This is a genomic window from Leifsonia sp. EB41 (assembly GCF_041262565.1).
GTDB lineage: Bacteria > Actinomycetota > Actinomycetes > Actinomycetales > Microbacteriaceae > Leifsonia.
In genome coordinates this window covers 417,253-442,115 of the sequence record NZ_JBGCCJ010000001.1, presented here as the reverse complement: position 1 = coordinate 442,115, position 24,863 = coordinate 417,253, and the positions used below count along the sequence as shown (strand labels likewise).

Genomic DNA, 24,863 nt, shown 5'->3' with positions numbered 1-24,863 from the left:
TCGCCGGGACACCTCGTGAGACCGGCGTCCGGCGGCCGCACGATCCCAGTAGTACGAGGAGCAATGGACGTCGCTGTAGAGAGCCGTGTCGAACCGGCGGCCCGCATCGGTGTCGCACGCAAGGCCAAGGCGTACCTCGCCCTCACCAAGCCGCGCGTCGTCGAGCTGCTGCTGGTCACGACCGTCCCCACGATGATCCTCGCCGCGCACGGCATCCCGAACCTGTGGCTCGTGCTGGCCACCGTGGTCGGCGGCTACATGTCGGCAGGCTCGGCCGGCGCGTTCAACTGCTATATCGACCGCGACATCGACCGCGTGATGCGCCGCACCAAGCGCCGCCCGCTGGTCACCGGCGAGTTGAGCGACCGGGAGGCCCTCGTCTTCGCCTGGGCGCTCGGCATCGCGTCCGTTCTGGTGCTCGGCTTCTTCACGAACTGGCTGGCTGCCGCGCTGTCGGTCGGCGCCATCCTGCTCTACGTCGTCTTCTACACGCTCATCCTCAAGCGCCGCACCGCGCAGAACATCGTCTGGGGCGGCGTCGCCGGCTGCATGCCCGTGCTCATCGGCTGGGCGGCGGTCACCGGCTCGCTCGCCTGGCCCCCGGTCATCCTGTTCGGCATCATCTTCCTCTGGACGCCGCCGCACTACTGGCCGCTGTCGATGAAGTACCGCGAGGACTACAAGGAGGCCGGCGTGCCGATGCTCGCCGTCGTCCGGGGACGCACGGTCGTGGGCCTCCAGGTCATCCTTTACGCGTGGGCGATGGTCGCCTGCTCGCTGCTGCTGATCCCGGTCGCGCACATGGGGCTGATTTACACCGTCGTCGCGCTGGGCGCGGGCGGCTGGTTCCTCTACGAGTCGCACCGGCTCTACAACCTCGCGATCCGCCACGAGCACGTTTCGCCGATGCGCGTGTTCCACGGCTCCATCGCCTACCTGACGCTGATCTTCCTCGCCGTCGCGATCGACCCGCTGCTCTGGTTCTGACCGCCGATTCGTGACGAATCTGCGTGTGGCGATTCGTGCCGAATGTCGTGAATGCGCGCGGTATTCGCGACATTCGTGACGAATGTGCGGGGCGCTGCTAGCGTTCTACGCGTGCAGGCGCTGAGGACGGCGCGGCTCGTGCTCGACGCGCCGCGGGAGAGTGACATCCCTGCCGTCCTGGAGGCGTGCAGCGACGCGGAGCTGCTGCGCTGGGTGCCGCTGCCGGAGCCGTACACGATCGAGAGCGCCGAGTTCTTCGTGCGCTCGTACTGCCCGCACGGGCTGGCCAGCGGCCGGTTCACCGTGTGGGCGATCCGGGAGGGCGACACCGCCCCGCTCGCCGGCGCCGTGGAGGTGCGCAGGGACGAGGCGGCCGGATCGGCCTCCCTCGGCTGCTGGCTCACCCCGTCCGCGCGGCGCAGGGGAGTGATGACCGAGGCGCTGACGGCCGTCTGCGACTACGCGCTGTCGCCGGAGGGCTTCGGCCTCGACCGGCTGCGCTGGGAGTACCTGCCGGGCAACGAGGCCAGCAGGAGGCTCGCCGACGCGGTCGGCTTCGACTTCGCGGAGTCGCAGCCGCACACCGTGGACTTCCGCGGCGAGGGGCGCGAGGCGCTGACCGGCGTGCTACGCCGCGACGACGTCCGCCGCTGAGCCGGTCTCGACCGGCTGGGGCTGCCGGGCGGCCGTGAGCGACATGACCACGGCCGTCATCACCGCGGCGAGCGTTGCGGCCAGGGTCATGTGGATGCCGACGAGGATCCCGGGCAGGCCGGTGTTGGACTGGATGACTCCGACGGCGATCTGCACGAGCTCCACCCCGAGCAGGAGGAGCGTCAGGCGGTGCACCGGCGTCGCGGTGATCCGCCACGCGCCGATCACCAGGACCAGCGTCAGGGCGAAGGTCGCGTACGCCGGGATGGAGTGGACGTGCTCGATGATCTCCGGGTTCAGGCCCGTGCGCGGGGTGTTCGGGTCGCCCGCGTGCGGGCCGGTGCCGGTCGTGACGATCCCGAGCACGATCGTGATTCCCACGACCACGCTCGTGATGTAGGCCGTGACCGCGTACCAGCCGGGGACGGCCCGGACGCGCGGGCCGGGCACGGCGTACACCCGGACGAGGAACACCGTCGTCAGCGCGACGAGCACGATGGAGGTGATGAAGTGCAGGCCGACCACCCACCAGGTCAGCTTGATGAGGACCGTGATCCCGCCCAGGACGGCCTGGAACGGCACGCCGAGGCCCGCCGCGAAGGCGAGCCAGAACAGGTCCCGCCGCGAGCGGAGGAGCTTGACCACCATCAGGAACGCGAGGATCGCGAGGATCGCGAGAACGCCGCCGAGCATCCGGTTGCCGAACTCGATGACCCCGTGGATGCCCATCTCCGGCGTGTTCACGATCGAGTCCGCCGTGCACTTCGGCCAGGTCGGGCAGCCGAGCCCGCTCCCGGTGAGCCGCACCGCGCCGCCGGTGGTGACCAGCATGACCTGAGCCGCGAGGTACAGCCAGGCGACGACCCGGGTGCGTCGATCGACACGGTCGGGCAGCCACGCGATGATGCGCTTCATAGTTCCTGGGTTCCTCAGATCTGATCGATACTCGGCCAACGTGCAGGCGCGCCTCTACTATTACCGCTTCGCACCTGTAGAATTGGTGGGTTCGAGAAACGCGGTGAAAGTGCGCGTGCCCGCAAGCGTTTCCTCGCCTGCGGCCGGGGCACTGCCGCCCCAGTCCTCGATCAGTCTAGGTACGTGCTGCGCTGGTCGCAGCACAGCCACCCGCACAATCAGGACGCTCCCGGCGCATGGCAGACGCGCGCCGCGAGGGGAATGAGCCGGACTGATATCCGGTTGAGAGTGGAAAGAAGCAGAGGTAGATATGTCAGACATCCTGATCGACCGTCCGGAACTCGCGAGCCTCGGGCAGTACGAGTTCGGCTGGGCGGACTCCGACGCGGCGGGATCCTCCGCACGTCGCGGGCTCGGGCCGGAGGTGGTCAAGGACATCTCCGCTCTCAAGAACGAGCCGGAGTGGATGCTGCAGCGCCGCCTCAAGGCCCTCCAGCTCTTCGAGCGCAAGCCGATGCCCACCTGGGGCGCCGATCTCTCCGAGATCGACTTCGACAACATCAAGTACTTCGTCCGCTCCACCGAGAAGCAGGCCCAGAGCTGGGAGGACCTGCCGGAGGACATCCGCAACACCTACGAGAAGCTCGGCATCCCCGAGGCCGAGCGCCAGCGGCTCGTCGCCGGCGTCGCCGCGCAGTACGAGTCCGAGGTCGTCTACCACCAGATCCGCGAGGACCTGGAGCAGCAGGGCGTCATCTTCCTCGACACCGACACGGCGCTTCGCGAGCACCCGGAGATCTTCCAGGAGTACTTCGGCACCGTCATCCCGGCCGGCGACAACAAGTTCGCCGCGCTCAACACGGCCGTCTGGTCCGGCGGCTCCTTCGTGTACGTGCCCAAGGGCGTCCACGTCGAGATCCCGCTGCAGGCCTACTTCCGGATCAACACCGAGAACATGGGCCAGTTCGAGCGCACGCTGATCATCGCCGACGAGGACAGCTACGTGCACTACATCGAGGGCTGCACCGCCCCGATCTACAAGTCCGACTCGCTGCACTCCGCGGTGGTCGAGATCATCGTCAAGAAGAACGCCCGCGTTCGTTACACGACGATCCAGAACTGGTCGAACAACGTCTACAACCTCGTCACCAAGCGCGCCACGGCCGCCGAGGGCGCGACGATGGAGTGGATCGACGGCAACATCGGCTCCAAGGTGACGATGAAGTACCCGTCGATCTACCTGATGGGCGAGCACGCCAAGGGCGAGACGCTGTCCGTGGCCTTCGCCGGCCCGGGCCAGCACCAGGACGCCGGCGCGAAGATGATCCACATGGCGCCGTACACGCAGTCCTCGATCGTCTCCAAGTCGATCGCACGCGGCGGAGGCCGCGCCGGCTACCGCGGCGAGGTGCGGGTGGACGCGAACGCGCACCACGCGGCCAACACCGTGCGCTGCGACGCCCTGCTGGTCGACACGATCTCGCGCTCCGACACCTACCCGTCGATCGACATCCGCGTCGACGACGTGCAGCTCGGCCACGAGGCCACGGTCTCGCGCGTGAGCGAGGAGCAGCTCTTCTACCTGATGTCCCGGGGGCTCCCGGAGGACGAGGCCATGGCGATGATCGTCCGCGGCTTCATCGAGCCGATCGCTCGCGAGCTCCCGATGGAATACGCACTCGAACTCAACAAGCTCATCGAGATGGGCATGGAAGGCTCTGTCGGCTGATATGACGACCCCCAGTACCCCGACGCAGACCCAGGACACCCCAGCGCCGGCGCCGCGGCATCTGCGCGCGCCCGTGCCGGTCCAGACCCGCTCCGAGCGGTTCACCTCCACCGAGGTCGCCGACTTCCCGGAGGTCACCGGCCGCGAGGTCATGTGGAAGCACACCCCGGTCGCCCGCCTGGCCGAGCTCCTCTCCGGCGAGCTGGACGGCTCGCCCTACGTGTTCGACCTCACTCCGGCTCCCGGCGTGACGGCCGAGTGGATCGCCCGCGACGACGCCCGGGTCGGCGCCGCCGGCATCCCGGAGGACCGCGCCTCGGCGAACGCCTGGACGAACTTCGAGCAGGCGCTGCTCGTGTCGATCTCGGGCGACGACGTCAAGGAGGCCACGCTCACGCGCGCCGCCCTCGGCGGTGCCGCCCGCGCCGCGCACACCGTGGTGGAGGTCGCCCCCGGCGCCCACGCCACGCTCATCCTGCAGAACAGCGGGGCCGCGCATCTGGCCGAGAACGTCGAGTTCCTGCTCGGCGCCGACGCGAACCTCACGGTCGTCTCGGTGCAGGAGTGGGACGACGACGCATTGCACGTGGCCGCGCACTTCGCCGAGCAGGCCGAGGGCGCGCGCCTCAAGCACGTCGCCGTCACGCTCGGCGGCGGCGTCGTCCGGCTCAACCCGTCGGCGCACCTCGTCGGCGCGCGGTCGGAGGCGACCCTGCTCGGCGCCTACTTCGCCGACGCCTCCCAGCACCTCGAACAGCAGGTCTTCGTGCACCACGACGGCCCGGAGACCCGCAGCCGCGTGACCTACAAGGGCGCGCTGCAGGGCGAGGGCGCGCGCACCGTGTGGATCGGCGATGTGCTGATCGGCCCGAAGGCCGTCGGCACCGACACCTACGAGCAGAACCGCAACCTCGTGCTCACCGACGGCGCCCGCGCCGACTCGGTGCCGAACCTGGAGATCGAGACCGGCGACATCGTCGGCGCCGGCCACGCCAGCGCCACGGGACGCTTCGACGACGAGCAGCTCTTCTACCTGCAGTCGCGCGGCATCACCGAGGAGGAGGCGCGCCGCCTGGTCGTGCGCGGCTTCCTGTTCGAGATCGTCCAGCAGATCGGCTCGCCCGCGCTGCAGGAGCACCTGCAGACGGCCATCGAGGCCGAGCTCACGGTGACCATCCCGGCGGCGAGCTGATGGCGGGCTCCCGCGTCGCCTCGGCGGCCGAGCTGGTCGAGAACCAGGCCACCCGCGTGGTGGTCGACGGCGTCCCGATCGCCGTCGTCAAGGACTCGAACGGCGACATCCACGCCATCGGCGACACCTGCACGCACGGCGAGATCTCCCTCGCCGAAGGCTTCATCGAGGGCGAGACGCTGGAGTGCTGGGCGCACGGCTCCCAGTTCTCGCTCGTCACCGGCAAGCCGCTCAACCTCCCGGCCTACGAGCCGGTCCCCGTCTTCCAGGTCGAGGTCATCGACGGAGACGTCTACATCGACCCGACCGTCACGAAAGAGATTCAGTAAGCACATGTCAGTCCTCGAGATCCGCGACCTGCACGTCACCGTCGAGACGGACCAGGGCGTCAAGCCCATCCTCAACGGCGTCGACCTGACCATCCGCGAGGGTGAGATCCACGCCATCATGGGCCCCAACGGCTCGGGCAAGTCCACCCTCGCCTACACGATCGCCGGCCACCCGAAGTACACGGTCACCCGCGGCACCATCACGCTCGACGGCGAGGACGTCCTCGCGATGACCGTCGACGCCCGTGCCCGCGCCGGCCTGTTCCTCGCCATGCAGTACCCGGTCGAGATCCCCGGTGTGACCAACACCAACTTCCCTCCGCACCGCCAAGACCGCGATCGACGGCCAGGCGCCCGCCATCCGCACCTGGGTGAAGGACGTCCGCGAGACGATGGGGCAGCTCCGCATGGACTCCTCGTTCGCCGAGCGCAACGTCAACGAGGGCTTCTCGGGCGGCGAGAAGAAGCGCAACGAGATCCTGCAGCTCGAACTCCTCAAGCCGAGGTTCGCGGTGCTGGACGAGACCGACTCCGGCCTCGACGTCGACGCGCTCAAGGTCGTGTCGGAGGGCGTGAACCGCGCCAAGGCCAACACCGGCCTCGGCATCATGCTGATCACGCACTACACGCGCATCCTCCGCTACATCAAGCCGGACTTCGTGCACGTCTTCGTCGCCGGCCGCGTTGCCGAGGAGGGCGGCCCCGAGCTCGCTGAGCGCCTGGAGGAGGAGGGCTACGACCGCTTCGTCGACGCCCCCGAGCCCGCCAAGGCCGACGCCGTCGACCTGGCCGAAGCGTAGAATCCCGATATGCCCGCCACGCTGAGCCCCGCGCTCTTCGACCAGGTCGAAGAGGCGCTCAAGAACGTCATGGACCCGGAGCTCGGGATCAACGTCGTCGACCTGGGCCTGATCTACGACCTGGCCTGGGATGACGAGAACAACGCCCTCATCATCTCGATGACGCTCACGAGCGCCGGCTGCCCGCTGACCGACGTGCTCGAGGAGCAGACCGCCGAGAGCCTCGACGGCATCGTGGAGGCCTTCCGCATCAACTGGGTGTGGATGCCGCCGTGGGGCCCCGAGCGGATCACCGACGACGGCCGCGACATGATGCGCGCCCTCGGCTTCGCGATCTAGCGCCGCCACCCTTTCCATCCGTTCCGGAGTTGTGTACGCCACGCCTCGGCGTGTCGCGTGCACGACTCCGGAACGGATCGCTGTTTACCGAACGTAAGGACTACTGCTGTGCTCGCCGTGCACGATCTCGAACTCCGCGTGGGAGCACGCCTGCTGATGGAGGACGTCAGCTTCCGCGTGGCCGACGGCGACAAGATCGGGCTCGTCGGCCGCAACGGCGCCGGCAAGACCACCCTCACCAAGGTGCTCGCAGGCGACCTCCTGCCGAGCTCCGGCAAGGTTGACCGCTCGGGCGAGCTCGGCTACCTGCCGCAGGACCCGCGCTCGGGCAACCTCGACGACCTCGCCCGCACGCGCATCCTGGACGCCCGCGGCCTCGGCTCGATCGTCCTCGGGATGCAGCAGGCGACGCACGACATGGCCAGCGACGACGCCGCGGTGTCGGCTGCGGCGATGAAGAAGTACGGCCGGCTGGAGGAGAGCTTTCACATGCACGGCGGGTACGCCGCCGAGGCCGAGGCGGCCTCCATCGCCTCCAACCTGAACCTGCCCGACCGCATCCTCGACCAGCCGCTGAAGACCCTCTCGGGTGGTCAGCGCCGCCGCATCGAGCTGGCGCGCATCCTGTTCTCGGACGCGCGGACGATGATCCTGGACGAGCCGACGAACCACCTCGACGCCGACTCCGTCGTCTGGCTGCGGGACTTCCTCAAGAACTACTCGGGCGGCTTCATCGTCATCTCGCACGACGTGGAGCTGGTCGGCGAGACCGTCAACCGGGTCTTCTATCTGGACGCCAACCGCCAGATGATCGACATCTACAACATGGGCTGGAAGAACTACCAGCGCCAGCGCGCGGCCGACGAGGAGCGCCGCAAGAAGGAGCGCGTCAACGCCGAGAAGAAGGCGTCCGCCCTCCAGCTCCAGGCGGCCAAGTTCGGCGCCAAGGCGACCAAGGCGGCGGCTGCCCACCAGATGGTCGCGCGCGCCGAGAAGCTGCTCGCCGGCCTCGACGAGGTGCGCCAGGTGGACAGGGTGGCCAAGCTGCGTTTCCCGACCCCCGCGGCGTGCGGCCGGACGCCGCTGCAGGCCTCCGACCTGTCGAAGAGCTACGGCTCGCTGGAGATCTTCACGGCCGTGGACCTCGCCATCGACCGCGGCTCGAAGGTGGTCGTGCTCGGCCTCAACGGTGCGGGCAAGACCACGCTGCTGCGGATGCTCGCGGGCGTCGACCGGCCGGACACCGGGCAGGTGGAGCCCGGCCACGGCCTCCGCATCGGCTATTACGCGCAGGAGCACGAGACGATCGACGTCGAGCGCTCCGTGCTGCAGAACATGGTGTCGTCGTCGCCGTCGCTGACGGAGACCGAGGCGCGCAAGGTGCTCGGCTCGTTCCTGTTCACCGGCGACGACGCGCACAAGCCGGCCGGTGTGCTCTCCGGCGGTGAGAAGACCCGGCTCGCGCTGGCGATGATCGTGGTCTCCGGCGCGAACGTGCTGCTGCTGGACGAGCCGACCAACAACCTCGACCCGGCCAGCCGCGAGGAGATCCTCGACGCGCTCGCGCACTACGAGGGCGCCGTCGTCCTGGTCAGCCATGACGAGGGCGCCGTGGAGGCGCTGAACCCCGAGCGGGTGCTCATCCTCCCGGACGGCGTCGAGGACCATTGGAACCGCGACTACCTCGATTTGATCTCGCTGGCGTAGCCGAAGTCAGCGGGCGTCGAGCAGTTCGTCCTCCACGTCGGAGTCGGTGCGCTTGAGGGCCCGGCGGCGGGCGCGCTCGGCGGCGCGGGCCTGCTCGGCGGGGTCGTGCTCGTTGCGCTTGCGGTACTCGGTGCGGAGTGCGTAGCCCAGGCCGAAGAAGCCGATCAGGGCGAAGATGATCCACTGGATCATATACGACCAGTGCAGCCCCTCGTCCTGCGTCGGCGGGTCGGTGACCGTCGGCGTCGGCGCGCTCGCGGGGCTCGGCTTCTGCGACGCGAGCAGCCCGTACGCGCCGGTGTAGACGTCGGCGCCGTCGAGCTTCTGCTTGACGACCGAGAGCTGGATGGTGCCGACCTGCATCCCGACGCTGGTGCGGCCCTGGATGGCCGGCTCGCTGGCCTTCAGCCGCGCGATGACGGTCACGGTGCCGGAGGGCGCTGCGGGGACGTGGTCGGGGGCATTGGAGTTGTTGCCGGTGGGCACCCAGCCGCGGTCCACGATGAACAACGAGCCGTCCGCGGTGCGCAGCGGGGTGAGCACCTCGAACCCCGGGCTGCCGTTGAACGGCCGGTTGCGCGCCAGGATCTCCTTGTCCTTCTCGTAGGTGCCCGTCACGGTGACGAGCGTCCACTCCTGTGCGGGGGAGTAGGCGGTGAGCGACGGCAGCTCCTGGTCGAGCGGCACGGGGTGCGAGTAGAAGTTGGCGGAGATGAGCGCGTTGGCGGCCGCGGCCTCCTTGCTGCGCGCGAGCTGCCAATTGGAGAGGAAGCCGCAGGCGATGGCGAAGACGATGGCGAACGCCAGGTAGCCGAACCAGCGGCGGGAGAACGCGAAGCCCCACCCGACCGACTTCTGCTCCGGCGTCGACGGCTCGGCGGTCACGCGCTGGTCCTCTCGACGGGCACGACGGCGACCGGGAACTCCCGCGCCGCGAGGAACTCGCGCAGGTAGTCCACGTGCTCGCCGCACGCCAGCCACACCTTCACCCGGTCGGCGGTGTGGATGCGCGGGTTGCGCCACTCGATCCGCCAGGATGCGGTCTCACGGCAGCCGGCGCGGGAGCAGGTGAGCGGCTCTGGCTCGCCCAGTCCGATCACGTGTCCTCCTCCTGTGTGCCCGAATCCGCGGGCTCCTCGCCGGTGTCCTCCTGGCGGCCTCCTGGCGGAGGCGCCATCGGCAGGATATTGCCCGGACGCTGTGCTTCCGCTTCATGCGGCTCCGCGCCGACGTTGGCGATCACCACCGCGATGTACGGCAGGAACACCGCGCCGATCAGCGGGATCGCACCCCACGGCCAGCCGAGGAAGATCGCGACGAAGAGGCAGACGATGCGGACCCCCATGGCGACGGAGTACTTGATCATCCGCCGCTTGCGCTCTTCGTCCGGCGAGAGCGGGAGATTGGTGATGGACGGGCGTGGCTGCTTCATGTGCGTTGACTCCAGAGTACGTCCATAAACTGGTACCGGTCCGCCACGGACCGAATCGATTGAAGGGATCGTCTGCATGACCACGCCACGCACTGTGCTCGTCACCGGAGGGAACCGGGGGATCGGCTACGCGATCGCCGAGGAGTTCCTCGCTCAGGGGCACCGGGTGGCGGTGACGGCGCGTTCGGGCGAGGGCCCGGCCGGCGCGCTCACGGTGCGCGCCGACGTCACCGACGCGGCCTCCGTGGATGCGGCCTTCACCCAGGTGGAGGCCGAGCTCGGCCCGGTCGAGGTCGTCGTGGCGAACGCGGGCATCACGAAGGACACCCTGCTCATGCGCATGAGTGACGAGGAGTTCGACTCGGTCGTGGAGACCAACCTCGGCGGCGCGTTCCGCGTCGTCAAGCGCGCCTCCAAGGGCATGCTGAAGGCGCGCTGGGGCCGCATCGTGCTCATCTCGAGCGTCGTGGGTCTGTACGGTTCCGCAGGCCAGGTCAACTACGCCGCCAGCAAGGCCGGCCTCGTCGGCATGGCCCGCTCGATCACGCGCGAGCTCGGCGCCCGCGGCATCACGGCAAACGTGGTCGCGCCCGGCTTCATCGAGACCGACATGACGGCCGCCCTCCCCGAGGCGCAGCAGGCCGAGTACAAGCGCAACATCCCGGCCGGCCGGTTCGCATCGCCGAACGAGGTGGCGCGCGTGGTGGCTTGGATCGCCGGGGACGACGCCGGCTATGTCTCCGGAGCCGTCATCCCGGTCGACGGCGGCCTCGGGATGGGGCACTAGAGCGGTCAGCCGCGCAGACCGAGCAGCGGCAGCACCTGCGCGAGGTCCTGCCGGTCGATCACGAGGTCGGCCTCCTCGCGCACGCGCGGCTTGGCGTTGAACGCCACCGCGAGGCCGGCCTCCGCCATCATCCGCAGGTCGTTGGCGCCGTCGCCGATCGCGACGGTCTGACGCAGGTGCACGCCGGACTCCGCAGCCCAGAACAGCAGGGCCTGCGCCTTCGCCGCGGCGTCGACGACCGGGCCGTCCACCTCGCCGGTGAGCAGCCCGTCGGCGACGGCGAGCCGGTTGGCCCGCCAGTGGTCGAGGCCGAGCCGCTCGCCGAGCGGGTCGAGCAGCTCGTGGAAGCCGCCGGAGACCACGCCGACCTCGCCGCCCGCCGCCTGCACGCCGGCGATGAGCTCCGGCACGCCGTCCGTGACGCGGATGCGCTCCCCGACGCGCTCGAAGACCGAGACCGGGAGGCCCTCCAGCGTCCGGACCCGCTCGCGCAGGCTCTCCTCGAAGTCGAGCTCGCCGCGCATGGCGCGCTCGGTGATCTCGGCGACCTCGGTGCGCGAGCCGGCCTCCTCGGCGAGCAGCTCGATGACCTCGTCATGGATCAGGGTGGAGTCGGCGTCGAGGACGACGAGGAAGCGGGCGGCACGCTCGGAAGGGCGGGTGCCGTCGTGTGGATGACCGTGCGTCATGGGACGACGTGCACTCCCTTGCCGACGACGGTGATGCCGGACTCGGTGACCGTGAAACCGCGCGCGCGGTCGCGCTCCGGGTCGACACCGATGCGCGCTCCCTCCGCCACGACCACGTCCTTGTCGAGGATGGCCCGGCCGACGAACGCGTTCGGCTCGATCAGTGCGCGCTCGAACACGACGGAGTCGATCACCTTGGCCCCGGAGGCGACGGTGGCCCACGGGCCGAGCACGCTGCGCTCCAGGTGCGCCCCGGAGATGACGGAGCCCAGCGAGACGATCGAGTCGATCGTGGTGCCCAGCGCACCGCGGCCGTCCCGGACGAACTTCGCGGGCGGCGAGTTCAGCACCTGGCTGAAGATCGGCCACTCCCGGTTGTAGAGGTTGAACACCGGCAGCGTCGAGATGAGGTCCTGGTGGGCCTCGAAGAACGAGTCGATCGTCCCCACATCGCGCCAGTAGTAGCGGTCGCGGTCGGTCGAACCCGGCACGTCGTTGTTGTTGAAGTCGTACACGGCGGCCTCGTTCCGCGACACGAAGTCCGGGATGATGTCGCCGCCCATGTCGTGGTTGGAGTCGGGGCGGTCGCCGTCGCGGATCACCGCGTCGATGAGCGCGTCCGCGTCGAAGACGTAGTTGCCCATCGAGGCGAGCACCTCGTCGGGGGAGTCCGGCAGGCCCACCGGGTCCTTCGGCTTCTCGCGGAACGCCGCGATCCGGTCCGGCTTGGCCGCGTCCACCTCGATCACGCCGAACTGGTCGGCCAGCCCGATCGGCTGGCGGATCGCCGCGACCGTCGCGGGAGCGCCCGAGTCGATGTGCGCCTGCAGCATCTGGTTGAAGTCCATGCGGTAGACGTGGTCGGCGCCGACCACGACCACGATGTCGGGCCGCTCGTCGCGCAGCAGGTTGAGGCTCTGCAGGATGGCGTCGGCCGAACCGCTGAACCAGCGCTTGCCGAGCCGCTGCTGGGCCGGCACGGACGCGATGTACGAGTTGAGCATCCCGTCCAGCCGCCAGGTCTGCGACACGTGCCGGTCGAGGCTGTGCGACTTGTACTGCGTCAGCACGACGATCTGGCGGAGCTGGGAGTTGATCAGGTTGGACAGCGCGAAGTCGATGAGCCGGTACTGTCCGCCGAACGGCACCGCGGGCTTGGCGCGGTCGGCGGTCAACGGCATCAGCCGTTTCCCTTCGCCGCCTGCGAGCACGATGCCGAAGATCTTCTTGCCTGCTGCCATAGCCACCACAGTAGAGGCAACCGGGGGGCTGTACTAGCGTTCCTGTCATGCGCGTTGATCTTCTGACCAAGGAGTACCCGCCGGACATCTACGGCGGAGCGGGGGTGCACGTGACCGAGCTGGTCCGCGCGCTGAGGACCGATACGGAGGTCCGCGTGCGCTGCTTCGGGGAGCCGCGGGACGAGGCGGACACCTTCGCCTACCGCGTCCCTGCCGAGCTCGCGGCCGCCAACGGGTCGATCACCACGCTCGGCGTCGACCTCCGGATGGCGCAGGACTGCGGGGGAGCGGATGTCGTCCACTCGCACACCTGGTACGCCAACGCGGGCGGCCACCTCGCCAAGCTGCTGCACGGCGTCCCGCACGTCGTCACCGCGCACAGCCTGGAGCCGCTGCGGCCGTGGAAGGCCGAGCAGCTCGGCGGCGGCTACCGCGTGTCGAGCTGGATCGAGAAGACCGCGTTCGAGGCCGCGGACATGGTCATCGCGGTGAGCGACGGTATGCGCCGCGACATCCTCGCCTCCTATCCGGCGCTGGACCCGCAGAAGGTCACCGTCGTCTACAACGGCATCGACCTGGAGCGCTGGACCCCGCTGCACGACGCCGACAAGGCTCGGGCGCTCGGCATCGACCCTGACCGTCCCGCCGTCATCTTCGTGGGCCGGATCACCCGGCAGAAGGGCCTCCCGTACCTGCTGCGCGCGGCCAGGATGCTGCCGCCCGAGGTGCAGGTGATCCTGTGCGCCGGCGCGCCGGACACCCCCGAGATCCTCGCCGAGGTGACCGGGCTGGTGGAGGGGCTGCAGGCCGAGCGTGACGGCGTGGTCTGGATCGACCGGCTGCTGCCGAACGACGAGCTGCGCGCGGCGCTCACGGCCTCGACCGTCTTCGTCTGCCCGTCGATCTACGAGCCGCTCGGGATCGTGAACCTGGAGGCGATGGCGTGCGGGCTGCCGGTCGTCGGCACGGCCACCGGCGGCATCCCCGAGGTCATCGTCGACGGCGTGACCGGCCGGCTGGTGCCGATCGATCAGCTCCACGACGGCACGGGCACGCCCACCGACCCTGAGGCGTTCGTGCGCGACCTCGCGGCGGCGCTGACCGAGGTCGCCGCCGACCCCGAGCGGGCCGCCCGGATGGGCGAGGCGGGGCGCGCGCGGGCGGAGACCGAGTTCTCCTGGACGGCGATCGCGGAGCAGACCCGCGCCGTCTACCGGTCCGTGACCTCCGCCTGACGCCGGTAGGCTAGAGCGCATGGCAGGCAGTGTTCTCCGTCTTCACGACGTGTCCGTAGTCCGGGACGGCAACCCCGTCCTCCAGAACGTCGACTGGACGGTGGAGCCGGACGAACGCTGGGTCATCCTCGGCCCGAACGGCGCGGGCAAGACCACGATGCTGCAGGTCGCCGCCGCAGCCATCCACCCGTCGTCGGGGGAGGCCGTCGTGCTCGGCGAGACCGTCGGCCACAGCGACCTGTCCGAGCTGCGCCCGCTGCTCGGCTTTGCGTCCACCGCGCTGGCCCGGCGCATCCCGCGCACCGAGCGCGTGCTCGACGTGGTCATGACCGCGGCCTACGCCGTGACCGGACGCTGGAACGAGCTGTACGAGGACATCGACGAGCGCCGCGCGCGCCGCGTGCTCTCCGAGTGGCACCTCGACCACCTCGCCGAGCGCACCTTCGGCAGCCTGAGCGACGGCGAGCAGAAGCGCGTGCAGATCGCCCGCTCGGTGATGACCGACCCGGAGATCCTGCTGCTCGACGAGCCCGCCGCGAGCCTCGACCTCGGCGGCCGCGAGGAGCTCGTGCAGCTCCTCGGCGGGTACGCGAGCGACCCGAAGTCCCCGGCGATCGTGATGGTCACCCACCACGTCGAGGAGATCCCGCTCGCGTTCAACCGCGCGCTGCTCCTGAAGGACGGCCGCGTCACCGCGGCCGGCCCGATCGCCGAGGTGCTGACCAGCGAGTCGCTCAGCGAGACCTTCGGCGTCGACGTGGAGCTCACCGAGACCGAGGGCCGCTTCACCGCCCGGGCGCGTCAGGCCACGAGCGACTGAGGTATCTGCTAAACTCGATAGCTGGTTCCCCGCACGATCCGCCGTTCCGGTGGCTCCGACTGGTGCGAACCGAAAAGCTTCTCGTCCCCGCGCTTTCGCGCGCGGACACGACCGACCGAACACTACGCAACAAGGAAGTCCTCATGAAGACTGGCATCCACCCCGACTACGCCCCCGTGGTTTTCCGCGACCTGGCCTCGGGTGCGACCTTCCTGACCCGCTCCACCGTGAGCAGCGACAAGACCATCGAGTGGGAGGACGGCAACACCTACCCGGTCATCGACGTCGAGATCTCGTCGGAGTCGCACCCGTTCTACACGGGCAAGCAGCGCATCCTCGACTCGGCCGGCCGCGTCGAGAAGTTCAACACGCGCTACAAGAACTTCGGCAAGTAAGCCGCAACGCGAACGACCCCGCCCTCAGGGCGGGGTCGTTCGCGTTTTCAGCGCCGTCATTCGTGCCGAATGTCGACTTTGGCGGCGCCACAGGCGACATTCGTGCCGAATGCGAGCGCGATGCGTCAGTAGTTCCGGTACCCGTGCGAGGCTGCGATGCCGAGTCCGATCAGCACGAGGATGGAGACGAGGATGCCGATCGCCACCTCCACGAAGCCGATGATGACGGCCGCGAGGGCGAGGCCGCGGCCCTGCTCGCCCGTGCGCTTGATCTGGGAGAGGGCGACGAAGCCCAGGATGATGCCCACGATGCTCACGAAGAACGCGAGGATGAAGGCCACGATCGACATGGTGTTGTAGCCGGGCTGCGCCGGCGGCTGGTAGGCGCCGTACTGCGGCTGCTGCGGCTGCTGCGGCGGGAGGGGCTGCGGATTCTGGTCGGAGTCACTCATATCTCAGACAGTAGCGACCCGATGGGACGCCCGGCCAGTCCCCAGCCTGCGGGGTGCGACCCGGTCAGGCCAGCCAGGTGTGCACCGGCCACGCGCCCGACGCCGTGAACTCCGGGTCGCGGACGCGCCGCATGTACTCCTGGAAGTCGGCTGCCTGCTCGCGGCACCAGTCCACCTGCTTGCTGTGCAGCTCCACCGCGCCGACCGCGAGCTCCTCGACGTGCCGCTGGGCGAGCGCCTGGGCGAGGCGGCCGGCGGCGATGGCGTCCGCGGCGGCGTCGTGCGCGGCCAGGAGCTCGACGCCGTAGTGCGTCGCCGTGACGGTGAGCGTGCGCTTGCCCGGGCGGAAGCGGTCGACGGCGCGGTCGATCACGAGCGGGTCGATGACGGGGCCGGGGGAGTCCAGCGGCTCGATGCCGTGCCGGCGGGCCTCCCTGTCGAGCAGCGTGAAGTCGTAGGGGGCGTTGTACGCCACGACCGGGATGCCCCGGTCGAACAGGCGGCGGAGCTGGTCGACGATCGCCTCGACGCCCGCGCCGGCGTCCATGCCCTTCTCCCGCGCGAGCTCGGTGGTGATGCCGTGCACCGCCGTGGCCTCCGCCGGGATCTCGACCTCGGGGTCGAGCAGCCAGTAGCGGCCGTGCTTGACCTCGCCGTTCTCGCCGAGCAGCCCGACGTGGGCGGTGACGATGCGCGCCGTCTCGACATCCACACCCGTGGTCTCCAGATCGAAGACGCCGAGTTCGTGATGCCAGTTGCTCATGCAGCCAGCGTAGGAAGGACCTCCGTCAGTGCCGCGGAATGGGCCAGGCGTGCCGCGGAACCGGTCAGGGCCGCCGGGGCTCGATGTGCAGCCAGTAGAAGTTCTGGGTGCCGAGCGTCAGGGTGAACCGGCCGTCCTCCGCGACGGTCGGGAACTCCGCTCCGCCGAACAGGTCGTAGAGCGCACTGCCGGCGAACTCCGGGGCCTCCAGCGTCACCGACACCGGGTTGTGCGCGAACGAGAACACGCACAGCACGTCCTCCGGCTGGTCGCCGAAGTGCGTGCCGCTGCCCTCGTAGGTGCGCACGAACGCGAGCACCGACTCGTGGTCGGTGGGCAGTACGCGCATGTCGCCGAGGCCGAACACCGGGTGCGCCTTGCGGACGTGGATGACGTTGCGGATCCAGTGCAGGAGCGAGCGTGACTGGGCGAGCTGCGCCTCCACGTTCACCTGGTTGTAGTGGTAGACGAGCGACTGCACGACCGGGAGGAAGAGCTTGCCGGGGTCGGCGGTGGAGAAGCCGGCGTTGCGGTCGGGCGTCCACTGCATCGGGGTGCGCGAGCTGTCGCGATCGGGCAGCCAGATGTTGTCGCCCATCCCGATCTCGTCCCCGTAGTACAGGAACGGGCTGCCCTCCAGCGAGAACAGCAGCGCGTGGGCGAGCTCCAGCTCGGCGCGCGAGTTGTCGAGCAGGGGCGCCAGCCGGCGCCGGATCCCGATGTTGGCGCGCATCCGCGGGTCGTAGGCGTACCAGCCGTACATCGCCTGGCGGTACTCCTCGCTGACCATCTCCAGGGTGAGCTCGTCGTGGTTGCGGAGGAACACGCCCCATGCCGATCCCTCCGGGACGTCCGTCGTCTCCGACAGCACCCGGATCAGCTCGGAGGCCTGCTGGCTGCGCAGCGCGTAGAAGATGCGCGGCATCACCGGGAAGTCGAACGCCATGTGGCACTCGGGCTCGTCGTCCGAGCCGAAGAAGGCCGCGACCTCGCGGGGCCACTGGTTCGCCTCCGCGATCATCATGCGGCCGGGGTACTCCCGGTCGACCATCACCCGCAGCTTCTTGATGAACTCGTGGGTGGGAGGCTCGCCCTCGCCGTTGCCCTCGTCCGACTCGTACAGGTAGGGGATCGCGTCGAGCCGGAAGCCGTCCACGCCGAGGTCGAGCCAGAACCGGACGACGTCGAACATGGCGTCGTGCACGGCGGGGTTCTCGAAGTTGAGGTCGGGCTGGTGGGAGAAGAAGCGGTGGAAGTAGAACTGCCGGCGGGCCTCGTCGAACGCCCAGTTGGAGTCCTCGGTGTCCACGAAGATGATGCGGATGTCCGGCCACTTGTCGTCGGTGTCGTTCCAGACGTAGAAGTCGCCGAACGGGGCCTCCGGGTCGCTCCGCGACTGCTGGAACCACTCGTGCTGGTCGGAGGTGTGGTTCATCGGGAGGTCGATGATGATGCGCATGTTGCGCTCGTGCGCCTTGGTGACCAGGTCGCGGAACTCGTCGATCGTGCCGAACTCCGGCAGGATCGCCTTGAAGTCGGAGACGTCGTAGCCGCCGTCGCGCAGCGGGGACTGGAAGAACGGCGGCAGCCAGAGCGCGTCGATGCCCAGCCACTGCAGGTAGTCGAGCTTGGAGGTGAGGCCCGAGATGTCGCCGGAGCCGTCGCCGTTGCTGTCCACGAACGAGCGGACCATCACCTCGTAGAACACCGCACGGCGGTACCACTGCGGATCGAGGGTGAGCCCGGGCAGCGTGATGGGAGCGGTGAAACTCACGGTTCTCCTTCTCGAGTTGCCACGCCGTCGGGGCAGCGAGCTCGGGGGTCGTGCACGGTGGGGTCATGCAAGCGATTACATTCAGAGAAGTCTAGGACCTGCGGGCGGTGGGCTGTCCAGTCCTCCGGCCGCATTCACGGGGTTTCGACCCAGCCGGCGACCTAGACTGGACGACGATGACCTCCTCTTCGACACGGTACGCCGCCTCCCTGTACCGGGACGACGCCTCTCCTTACGCGGAGGCCCTCGCCCGCGTCCCGGTCCGCCGCGCGGAGCTTCCGCTGCTGGGCGGGCTGACGCGCTACTGGGACTACGGCGACCCGGACGCTGCCACCACGCTCGTGCTGGTGCACGGCTTCCGCGGCGACCACCACGGCCTCGAGCCGGTGGTGGCGCAGCTCGACGCTGGGCTGCGGCTGATCTCGCCCGACCTCCCCGGCTTCGGCGAGTCCACACCGCTGACGGAGCGGGACCACGACATCGCCGGCTACTCGGACTGGCTGCGCGCGTTCACGGCCGGGCTCGGTCTGCACGGGAGGGTCGTGCTGCTCGGGCACTCGTTCGGCTCGATCGTGGTCGCGGCGACGCTGGCCGAGGACACGGGGCAGCGTCCCGACGCCGTCGTGCTCGTCAATCCGATCGGCCAGCCAGCGCTCGCGGGGCCGCGCGGCGTGCTGACCCGGCTCGCGATCTTCTACTACTGGCTCGCGGCGGCGCTGCCCGAGCGTCTCGGCTTCGCGCTGCTGCGCAACCGGGTCATCGTGCGCGCGATGAGCGTCGCGATGGCGAAGACCCGAGTCCGGTCGCTGCGCGCATGGATCCACGGCCAGCACGACAGCTACTTCTCCGCCTTCAGCGATCGGCGCGTGGTGCTGCAGGCCTTCCGGGCGTCGGTCGCGCACGATGTCAGCGAGTACGCGGCGGGCATCCCGGAGGCGACGCTGCTCGTCGCCGCGGTGGACGACGACATCACGCCGATCGCCGCCGAGCGCCGGCTGCGCGGGCTGTTCCCGGACGCGCGGCTCGTGGAGATCGCGGACGTCGGCCACCTCATCCACTACGAGAAGCCGGTGGAGGCCGCCAGGGCGATCGAGGAGTTCCTGGCCGGCCTGGCCGCACGAGACGCCGCCACCGACCAGGGAGAGAGCGCGTGAGGATCGTCTTCGACTGCCGCTACACGCGCATCGGCCGGCACGACGGCATCAGCCGGTTCACGGCCGGACTCGTGGGGGCGCTGGCCCAGCGGCACGCCGTCACCATGCTGATCAGCGACCACCGCCAGCTCGAGCTGCTGCCCGACCTCCCGTGGGAGCTCGCCGCCGCGCCGACCTCCGCGCTGGAGCCGCTGGTCGCCCGCCGGGTCAACAAGCTGAAGCCCGACATCGTGTTCACGCCCATGCAGACGATGGGGAGCTTCGGGCGGCGCTACCGCCTGATCCTCACCGTGCACGACCTGATCTACTACCGGCACCCGACGCCGCCGCGCGACCTCCCGGGCTTCGTGCGCGTGCTCTGGCGGCTGTACCACCTCGCGTGGTGGCCGCAGCGGATGCTGCTCAACCGATCGGATGCGGTCGTGACCGTGTCGGAGACGACCAAAGAACTCATCGCCGAGCACCACCTCACGAAGCGCCCGGTCTACGTCGTGCCGAACGCCGCGGACATGCCGGCCCTCCCGGAGGAACGTCTGGCGCGCACCGCCCCGGAGGCGAAGGTGCTCGTCTACATGGGCTCGTTCATGCCGTACAAGAACGTGGACACGCTCGTGCGCGCGGCGGCGCAGCTCCCCGACTACTCACTGCATCTGATGAGCCGGGTCACCCCGGCCGAGCGCGACCGGCTCGCGGCGCTGGCGCCCGGAGCTCGTCTGGTCTTCCACGACGGCGCGACGGACGAGGACTACGCCGAGACGCTCGCGCGGGCGACCGCGCTCGTGACGGCGTCGCGGGACGAGGGTTTCGGCATCCCGCTGGTGGAGTCGATGACGCTCGGCACGCCCGTCGTCGTCAGCGACATCCCGATCTTCCGCGAGATCGGCGGCGAGTCGGCGCTGTACTTCCCTGCAGACGACGCCGACGCGCTCGCCGCCCGAGTGCGGCACTTGGAGCAGCCGGGTGTGTGGGCGCAGCGGTCGGCGGCCGCGCGGCGCGAGGCCGGACGGTTCACCTGGACGGCGTCGGCCGACCACCTGCTGACGGTGCTCACCGCGACGGCGACCAGGGCCGCCCGGCGCGGGCGAAGGGTTCGGACCACCGACCCTCAGAGCGCCGGCCCTCAGAGCACCGACGCCGTGTAGAGGTCGCGGTCCTCCGGACCGAGGTTGAACCGGTCGAGCGTCAGCCGGCCGTCGTCGTAGCGGAAGCGGTGCACCGAGCCGTTCGGGATGACCTCGCCGGGTCCGGGGAGCGCGTGGTCGGTCACGTGCCGCACCAGCGAGCCGATCACGCCACCATGGCTGACCACGATCAGGTTCTGGCCCGGGTGCGCGTCGCCCAGCTCGATCAGGGCAGGCAGCGCGCGCTCGACGACCTCCTCGCGGGACTCGCGTCCCGGGACGGGCGTGCCCTCCGGCCAGCGCTCCAGGATCTCGGCGCCGGTCAGCCCCTCCGCCTCGCCGTACTGCCGCTCGGCCACGGCCGGCAGCCTGCCCGGTTCGCCGAGCCCCAGGTGCCCGGCGATGATCCGCGCCGTGTCGAGCGCCCGGCTGAGCGGGCTCGCGTACACGGCGTCGAAGCGGCCTCCCGACAGCGCGCGCCCCGTCGCCTCCGCCTGAGCCCGGCCGGTGCCGTTGAGCGGGATGTCGCTGGAGCCCTGGATGCGCTTGGCCAGGTTCCAGTCGGTCTGGCCGTGGCGAACGAGGGAGATGAAGGTCACGCGCGTCCTTTCGTCGAGGACGCGCGGCGGGTCAGGCGAGCCGGCGCGCCAGCTCGACCAGCGTCTCCGTGGTCCCGCCGTCCAGCTTAACGCTGGCCCGCGTGTCGCCCTTGGTCTCGCCGCGGTTGACGATGACGATCGGGAGGCGCTTGCGGCGCGCCTCCTCCAGGAGCCGGATGCCGGAGTTGACCACGAGCGATGAGCCGGCGATGACGAGTGCGTCGGCCGCGCGCACCAGGGAGCTGGCCTCCCGGTACTTCTCGGCGGGGATGAACTCGCCGAAGAAGACCACGTCGGGCTTCAGGTGCCCGCCGCAGACGGTGCAGTCGGGGATGACGAAGGAGTCGACATCGGTCACGATCGCGTCGCCGTCCGGCGCGATCTCCACCGCGCCCTCGGCCTCCAGCCACGGGTTCGCCGCGTCGATGCTCGCGGTGATCGCCTCTCGGGCGAAGATCTGGCCGCAGACCAGGCAGACGACGCGGTCCATCGAACCGTGCAGGTCGACCACGCGGCGGCTGCCCGCCTGCTTGTGTAGGCCGTCCACGTTCTGCGTGATCACGCCGTTCGCCGCGCCGGCGGCCTCCAGGGCGGCGAGGGCGCGGTGGCCGTCGTTGGGGTGGGCCGCCGCGAACCGGCGGTAGCCGACGTGGCTGCCGGCCCAGTACCGCTTGCGGTACCGGTCATCGGAGAGGAACTGCTGGAACGTCATCGGCGTGCGCTTCGGCGCGCCCTCGCCGCGGTAGTCGGGGATGCCCGAGTCGGTCGACACGCCGGCGCCGGTCAGCACCGCGAACGTCCGCCCGGCAAGTAGGCCCTCGACCTCGTCGATGCCGCGCGAGAGCTCGGGTGAGAGCTCGGTCGTCAGCGTGGTCACAGACACCTCCCGGTCGATCCTCCCCGAAGTCTAAACCGGCCGCTTTTCGAGTTTGTTTCCGGCTACTGGCAATCTGGACGGGTGCACATCCACCGCGTGACCGACCTGACCGCCGATGGCCTCGCCGACTACTCCCGTCTGACCGACGTCGCACTGCGGCGGGTGAGCGAGCCGGAGGGCGGCCTCTACATCGCGGAGTCGACCAAGGTGATCACCCGCGCGCTCGCCGCCGGACACCGGCCGCGGTCCGTGCTGCTGCAGGAGCAGTGGCTGGACGACGTGGCGCCGCTGCTCGCCGACTACCCCGACGTGCCGGTGTTCGTGGGGGAGTCCGCGCTGCTGGAGCAGCTCACCGGGTATCACCTCCACCGCGGGGCGCTGGCGGCGATGCACCGGCCGGAGCTGCCGGATCCACGCTCGTTGCTCGCTGGGGCCAGGCGGGTCGTGGTGCTGGAGGACATCGTGGACCATACGAATGTCGGGGCGATCTTCCGCAGTGTCGCCGGCCTCGGCGCCGACGCAGTGCTGGTCAGCCCGCGCTGCGCCGACCCGCTCTATCGCCGGAGCGTTCGCGTGAGCATGGGCACCGTCCTCCAGGTGCCGTGGACGCGCATCCCGGAATGGGACGAGGCCGCGCCGCTGCTGCACGGGGCCGGATTCGAGATCGCGGCGCTCGCGCTCGCGGACGAGGCGGTCTCCCTGGACGAGTACGCCGCCCGCGCCCCGGAGCGCGCCGCCCTCGTGTTCGGGTCGGAGGGCGACGGGCTCAGCCGGCGGGCGCTGGCGGCCGTGGACACCGTGGTCACGATCCCGATGCTGCACGGGGTGGACTCGCTGAACGTCGCGTCCGCGAGCGCGGTGGTGCTGTGGGCGATGCGGGTGGAGCCGCAGGCATGATCGTCTGGCTGAACGGCACGCACGGCGTCGGGAAGACGACCACGAGCGCGCTGGTGCAGCAGCGGATCCCGGACTCCCGCATCTTCGACGCCGAGAAGGTCGGCGAGGTCCTGATGGATGTGCGGCCCGGCCTTCCCGCGACGGACGACTTCCAGCACTGGCCGCTGTGGCGTCCGCTGGTCGTGGAGACCGCGCGGCGCCTGATCGACTACGTCGGCGGGACGCTGATCGTCCCCATGACCGTCCTGGTCGAGGACTACTGGCGCGAGATCGAGGCGGGTCTTGCCGGTTACGGGATACCCGTCCAGCACGTCGTCCTGCATGCCGACGAGGAGGTGCTGGTCAGCAGGATCGACAACGACGAGGACCTCGGGCCCTCGACGTTCCGGCACGCGTACGTCGAGCCGTACGCGGCCGCCGCGCGTTCGTGGCTCCACGACGCGGGCACGGTCGTCGACACCGGTGGGCTCACGCCGGGCCAGGTGGCGGATCGGGTCGTCCGGTCGCTTCCCGGTGCCGGGGCCTCCTGAGCGCACTGGCGCGTTCTCAGCGGATGCCTCAGTGCACCCCCCTAGAATCCGAAGGTGCCTCAGCAAGTCCTCGCCGATCCGCCGCGCCGCCAGAACCGCAAGCAGGTCTACCGCCGCCGCCGGATCGTCGTCTTCGGAGTCGGCGGCGTGCTGCTGCTCGCCCTCCTCTACGTCTTCGGCTCGGTCATCACCCCGATCCCGGCCACCGCCGCCGTCACCCAGCACGAGACCTCCCTCACGCAGGCTGCGGCGCAGCTGAACTGGCCCGGCTACGGGTCGGCCGCGATCACCGCGCCCGACTATCCGGGCGCGACCGAGTACCACGGCAGCGACGCGAGCATGCCGATCGCGAGCATGACCAAGACGATCACCGCCCTCGTCGTCCTCCAGGCCAAGCCGCTGGACGGAAACGCGGACGGCCCGACCATCGCGTTCACGCAGAAGGACGTCGACATCTGGAACCAGGTGATCGCCGCCGGCGGCTCCTGGGCTCCCGTGAAGGCGGGCACGTCGATGACCGAGAAGCAGGCGCTCACCGCGATGCTGCTCCCGTCGGCCAACAACTACGCGATCTCGCTGGCGAACTGGGCCTTCGGCTCCACCTCCGCCTACCTCGAGGCGGCGAACAGCTGGCTCGCGTCGAAGGGCTTCACCGGCACGAAGGTCGTGACCCCGGACGGCCTCGACCCCGGCAACGTGAGCAGCACGAAGGATCTGATCGGGATCGGCAAGCTCGTTCTCGCCTCGCCCGCGCTCTCCGCGATCGTCTCGCAGAAGTCGGCGACGCTCCCCGGCGCCGGCGCGCAGGACAACACCAATGCGCTGCTGGGCGTCGACGGGGTGGACGGCATCAAGACCGGCAACACCGACGAGGCGGGATTCTGCCTGCTGTTCTCGGCCGAGGTGCCGGTGGGCGCCGAGAAGGTGCGCGTGCTCGGCGTCGTGCTGGGCGCGGCCGACCACGACACGCTGTGGGCGGGAGTGAGCGGACTGCTGACCAGCATGCAGGCGGGCTTCCACGAGGTGACGGCCGCGACGACGGGCCAGGTCTTCGGCTCCTACACGACCAAATGGGGCGCGGCCTCCAACGTGGTCGCGACCTCGGGCCAGAGCTTCGTGGTGTGGTCGGACACCCCGGTCACGGTGGACCTGTCGACGCAGCGACTGCAGTCGGGGTTCAAGGGGGATGTCGTCGGGCACGTGACGTTCACGGTCAACGGGGCGGCGAAGACGGTGGACCTGGCGCTGGCGAAGGATGTGCCGGACCCGGGGTTCGGGTGGCGGTTGGCGCACCCAGGGGGACTGGGGACCTGAGCCCGGCCCTGTTCTTGCTGGTGCCCGGGTGATCGCCGGGGTGAGTCCGGCGGCCGCGTTCGGAGTGTCCGCCCGGATATCCCACATGTGAGGTCTCTCATGGGCGGATCGTCCCCTTAGCGTGATGAGGT

Annotated in this window: 27 protein-coding genes and 1 pseudogene; 17 read left to right on the top strand and 11 right to left on the bottom strand. The window is 69.9% G+C overall.

The window, feature by feature from the left end; all coding sequences use genetic code 11:
- Positions 1-63: 63 nt before the first annotated feature.
- Both ABH923_RS02165 and ABH923_RS02160 read left to right on the top strand, forming a co-directional pair.
- Positions 64-987 carry a heme o synthase gene (locus tag ABH923_RS02165; RefSeq protein ID WP_370053599.1) on the top strand — a complete coding sequence of 308 codons (924 nt, stop codon included), beginning with the start codon at positions 64-66 and terminating at the stop codon, positions 985-987.
- A gap of 111 nt (positions 988-1,098) precedes the next feature.
- The gene (locus ABH923_RS02160) at positions 1,099-1,641 is read left to right on the top strand and encodes a GNAT family N-acetyltransferase (RefSeq protein WP_370053598.1); all 543 of its coding nucleotides are present in this window, start codon (positions 1,099-1,101) and stop codon (positions 1,639-1,641) included.
- Here the strand turns inward: ABH923_RS02160 and ABH923_RS02155 are convergent.
- Positions 1,615-2,556 carry a heme A synthase gene (locus tag ABH923_RS02155; RefSeq protein WP_370053596.1) on the bottom strand — a complete coding sequence of 314 codons (942 nt, stop codon included), beginning with the start codon at positions 2,554-2,556 and terminating at the stop codon, positions 1,615-1,617. The genes ABH923_RS02160 and ABH923_RS02155 overlap by 27 nt on opposite strands.
- A 310-nt stretch (positions 2,557-2,866) precedes the next feature.
- Here ABH923_RS02155 and sufB point away from each other — a divergent pair, with 310 nt between their 5' ends.
- The 6 genes and pseudogenes from sufB (at position 2,867) to abc-f (ending at position 8,652) form a co-directional block, all read left to right on the top strand.
- Positions 2,867-4,285, top strand: a complete 1,419-nt coding sequence (gene sufB / locus ABH923_RS02150) for a Fe-S cluster assembly protein SufB (RefSeq protein ID WP_370053595.1) — start codon at positions 2,867-2,869, stop codon at positions 4,283-4,285.
- Position 4,286: 1 nt separating this feature from the next.
- Positions 4,287-5,477 (top strand): Fe-S cluster assembly protein SufD, encoded by a 1,191-nt coding sequence (sufD, locus tag ABH923_RS02145; protein ID WP_370053593.1) that lies wholly within the window; start codon positions 4,287-4,289, stop codon positions 5,475-5,477.
- Positions 5,477-5,806, top strand: coding sequence for a non-heme iron oxygenase ferredoxin subunit (locus ABH923_RS02140; RefSeq protein WP_370053592.1), 330 nt, complete (start codon positions 5,477-5,479; stop codon positions 5,804-5,806). The genes sufD and ABH923_RS02140 overlap by 1 nt, the downstream gene beginning before the upstream one ends.
- Before the next feature lie 4 nt (positions 5,807-5,810).
- Positions 5,811-6,606 (top strand): annotated as a pseudogene (gene sufC, locus ABH923_RS02135) (Fe-S cluster assembly ATPase SufC).
- 9 nt (positions 6,607-6,615) lie between these two features.
- Positions 6,616-6,945 (top strand): metal-sulfur cluster assembly factor, encoded by a 330-nt coding sequence (locus ABH923_RS02130; RefSeq protein ID WP_055893974.1) that lies wholly within the window; start codon positions 6,616-6,618, stop codon positions 6,943-6,945.
- Between the two features lie 108 nt (positions 6,946-7,053).
- Positions 7,054-8,652, top strand: a complete 1,599-nt coding sequence (abc-f, locus tag ABH923_RS02125; protein WP_370053589.1) for a ribosomal protection-like ABC-F family protein — start codon at positions 7,054-7,056, stop codon at positions 8,650-8,652.
- Between the two features lie 6 nt (positions 8,653-8,658).
- On the opposite strand, the gene ABH923_RS02120 is transcribed toward abc-f, so the two are convergent.
- From ABH923_RS02120 to ABH923_RS02110, 3 genes are read right to left on the bottom strand one after another with little or no spacing between them, the layout of a single operon-like run.
- A complete protein-coding gene (locus ABH923_RS02120; RefSeq protein ID WP_370053587.1) occupies positions 8,659-9,537 on the bottom strand; it encodes an SURF1 family protein in 879 nt (292 codons plus the stop codon).
- Positions 9,534-9,752 (bottom strand): hypothetical protein, encoded by a 219-nt coding sequence (locus ABH923_RS02115; RefSeq protein WP_369963269.1) that lies wholly within the window; start codon positions 9,750-9,752, stop codon positions 9,534-9,536. The genes ABH923_RS02120 and ABH923_RS02115 overlap by 4 nt, the downstream gene beginning before the upstream one ends.
- Positions 9,749-10,084 carry a DUF3099 domain-containing protein gene (locus tag ABH923_RS02110; protein WP_370053585.1) on the bottom strand — a complete coding sequence of 112 codons (336 nt, stop codon included), beginning with the start codon at positions 10,082-10,084 and terminating at the stop codon, positions 9,749-9,751. Before ABH923_RS02110 ends, ABH923_RS02115 begins: the two co-directional genes overlap by 4 nt.
- 76 nt (positions 10,085-10,160) lie before the next feature.
- Between ABH923_RS02110 and fabG the strand changes: the two genes are divergently transcribed.
- Positions 10,161-10,871 (top strand): 3-oxoacyl-ACP reductase FabG, encoded by a 711-nt coding sequence (gene fabG, locus ABH923_RS02105; RefSeq protein ID WP_370053583.1) that lies wholly within the window; start codon positions 10,161-10,163, stop codon positions 10,869-10,871.
- 5 nt (positions 10,872-10,876) lie between these two features.
- On the opposite strand, the gene serB is transcribed toward fabG, so the two are convergent.
- Positions 10,877-11,560, bottom strand: a complete 684-nt coding sequence (serB, locus tag ABH923_RS02100; RefSeq protein WP_370053581.1) for a phosphoserine phosphatase SerB — start codon at positions 11,558-11,560, stop codon at positions 10,877-10,879.
- Positions 11,557-12,801, bottom strand: a complete 1,245-nt coding sequence (glgC, locus tag ABH923_RS02095; RefSeq protein WP_370053579.1) for a glucose-1-phosphate adenylyltransferase — start codon at positions 12,799-12,801, stop codon at positions 11,557-11,559. Before glgC ends, serB begins: the two co-directional genes overlap by 4 nt.
- Before the next feature lie 47 nt (positions 12,802-12,848).
- Between glgC and glgA the strand changes: the two genes are divergently transcribed.
- The 3 genes from glgA (at position 12,849) to ABH923_RS02080 (ending at position 15,251) form a co-directional block, all read left to right on the top strand.
- Complete coding sequence (glgA, locus tag ABH923_RS02090; RefSeq protein WP_370053578.1) at positions 12,849-14,036, top strand: glycogen synthase; 1,188 nt, start codon at positions 12,849-12,851, stop codon at positions 14,034-14,036.
- 19 nt (positions 14,037-14,055) lie between these two features.
- Positions 14,056-14,856, top strand: a complete 801-nt coding sequence (locus ABH923_RS02085) for an ABC transporter ATP-binding protein (protein ID WP_370053576.1) — start codon at positions 14,056-14,058, stop codon at positions 14,854-14,856.
- A 143-nt stretch (positions 14,857-14,999) separates the two neighbouring features.
- A complete protein-coding gene (locus ABH923_RS02080; RefSeq protein ID WP_090038270.1) occupies positions 15,000-15,251 on the top strand; it encodes a type B 50S ribosomal protein L31 in 252 nt (83 codons plus the stop codon).
- A gap of 125 nt (positions 15,252-15,376) precedes the next feature.
- On the opposite strand, the gene ABH923_RS02075 is transcribed toward ABH923_RS02080, so the two are convergent.
- From ABH923_RS02075 to treS, 3 genes are all read right to left on the bottom strand, one after another.
- On the bottom strand, positions 15,377-15,703 hold the full coding sequence (locus tag ABH923_RS02075; RefSeq protein ID WP_370053574.1) for a DUF4190 domain-containing protein: 327 nt from the start codon (positions 15,701-15,703) through the stop codon (positions 15,377-15,379).
- Between the two features lie 64 nt (positions 15,704-15,767).
- Positions 15,768-16,466, bottom strand: a complete 699-nt coding sequence (locus ABH923_RS02070) for a 3'-5' exonuclease (protein WP_370053572.1) — start codon at positions 16,464-16,466, stop codon at positions 15,768-15,770.
- A gap of 64 nt (positions 16,467-16,530) precedes the next feature.
- Entirely contained in the window at positions 16,531-18,240 is a 1,710-nt protein-coding gene (gene treS / locus ABH923_RS02065) for a maltose alpha-D-glucosyltransferase (protein ID WP_370053570.1), read from the bottom strand.
- Between the two features lie 176 nt (positions 18,241-18,416).
- Here treS and ABH923_RS02060 point away from each other — a divergent pair, with 176 nt between their 5' ends.
- Complete coding sequence (locus ABH923_RS02060; RefSeq protein ID WP_370053568.1) at positions 18,417-19,394, top strand: alpha/beta fold hydrolase; 978 nt, start codon at positions 18,417-18,419, stop codon at positions 19,392-19,394.
- Positions 19,391-20,536 (top strand): glycosyltransferase family 4 protein, encoded by a 1,146-nt coding sequence (locus ABH923_RS02055; protein ID WP_370053567.1) that lies wholly within the window; start codon positions 19,391-19,393, stop codon positions 20,534-20,536. Before ABH923_RS02060 ends, ABH923_RS02055 begins: the two co-directional genes overlap by 4 nt.
- Here the strand turns inward: ABH923_RS02055 and ABH923_RS02050 are convergent.
- Together ABH923_RS02050 and ABH923_RS02045 are read right to left on the bottom strand one after the other, a co-directional pair.
- The gene (locus tag ABH923_RS02050) at positions 20,515-21,114 is read right to left on the bottom strand and encodes a histidine phosphatase family protein (RefSeq protein WP_370053565.1); all 600 of its coding nucleotides are present in this window, start codon (positions 21,112-21,114) and stop codon (positions 20,515-20,517) included. The two genes, ABH923_RS02055 and ABH923_RS02050, sit on opposite strands and share 22 nt — an antisense overlap.
- A gap of 31 nt (positions 21,115-21,145) precedes the next feature.
- Complete coding sequence (locus ABH923_RS02045) at positions 21,146-21,991, bottom strand: Sir2 family NAD-dependent protein deacetylase (RefSeq protein ID WP_370053563.1); 846 nt, start codon at positions 21,989-21,991, stop codon at positions 21,146-21,148.
- An 81-nt stretch (positions 21,992-22,072) separates the two neighbouring features.
- On the opposite strand from ABH923_RS02045, the gene ABH923_RS02040 reads away from it, so the two are divergent.
- From ABH923_RS02040 to ABH923_RS02030, 3 genes are read left to right on the top strand one after another with little or no spacing between them, the layout of a single operon-like run.
- Positions 22,073-22,888: a TrmH family RNA methyltransferase gene (locus ABH923_RS02040; protein ID WP_370053561.1), complete on the top strand. Its 816-nt coding sequence runs from the start codon at positions 22,073-22,075 to the stop codon at positions 22,886-22,888.
- Complete coding sequence (locus ABH923_RS02035) at positions 22,885-23,418, top strand: AAA family ATPase (protein ID WP_370053559.1); 534 nt, start codon at positions 22,885-22,887, stop codon at positions 23,416-23,418. Before ABH923_RS02040 ends, ABH923_RS02035 begins: the two co-directional genes overlap by 4 nt.
- A gap of 54 nt (positions 23,419-23,472) precedes the next feature.
- A complete protein-coding gene (locus ABH923_RS02030) occupies positions 23,473-24,732 on the top strand; it encodes a D-alanyl-D-alanine carboxypeptidase family protein (RefSeq protein ID WP_370053558.1) in 1,260 nt (419 codons plus the stop codon).
- The last annotated feature ends 131 nt before the right edge of the window (positions 24,733-24,863 follow it).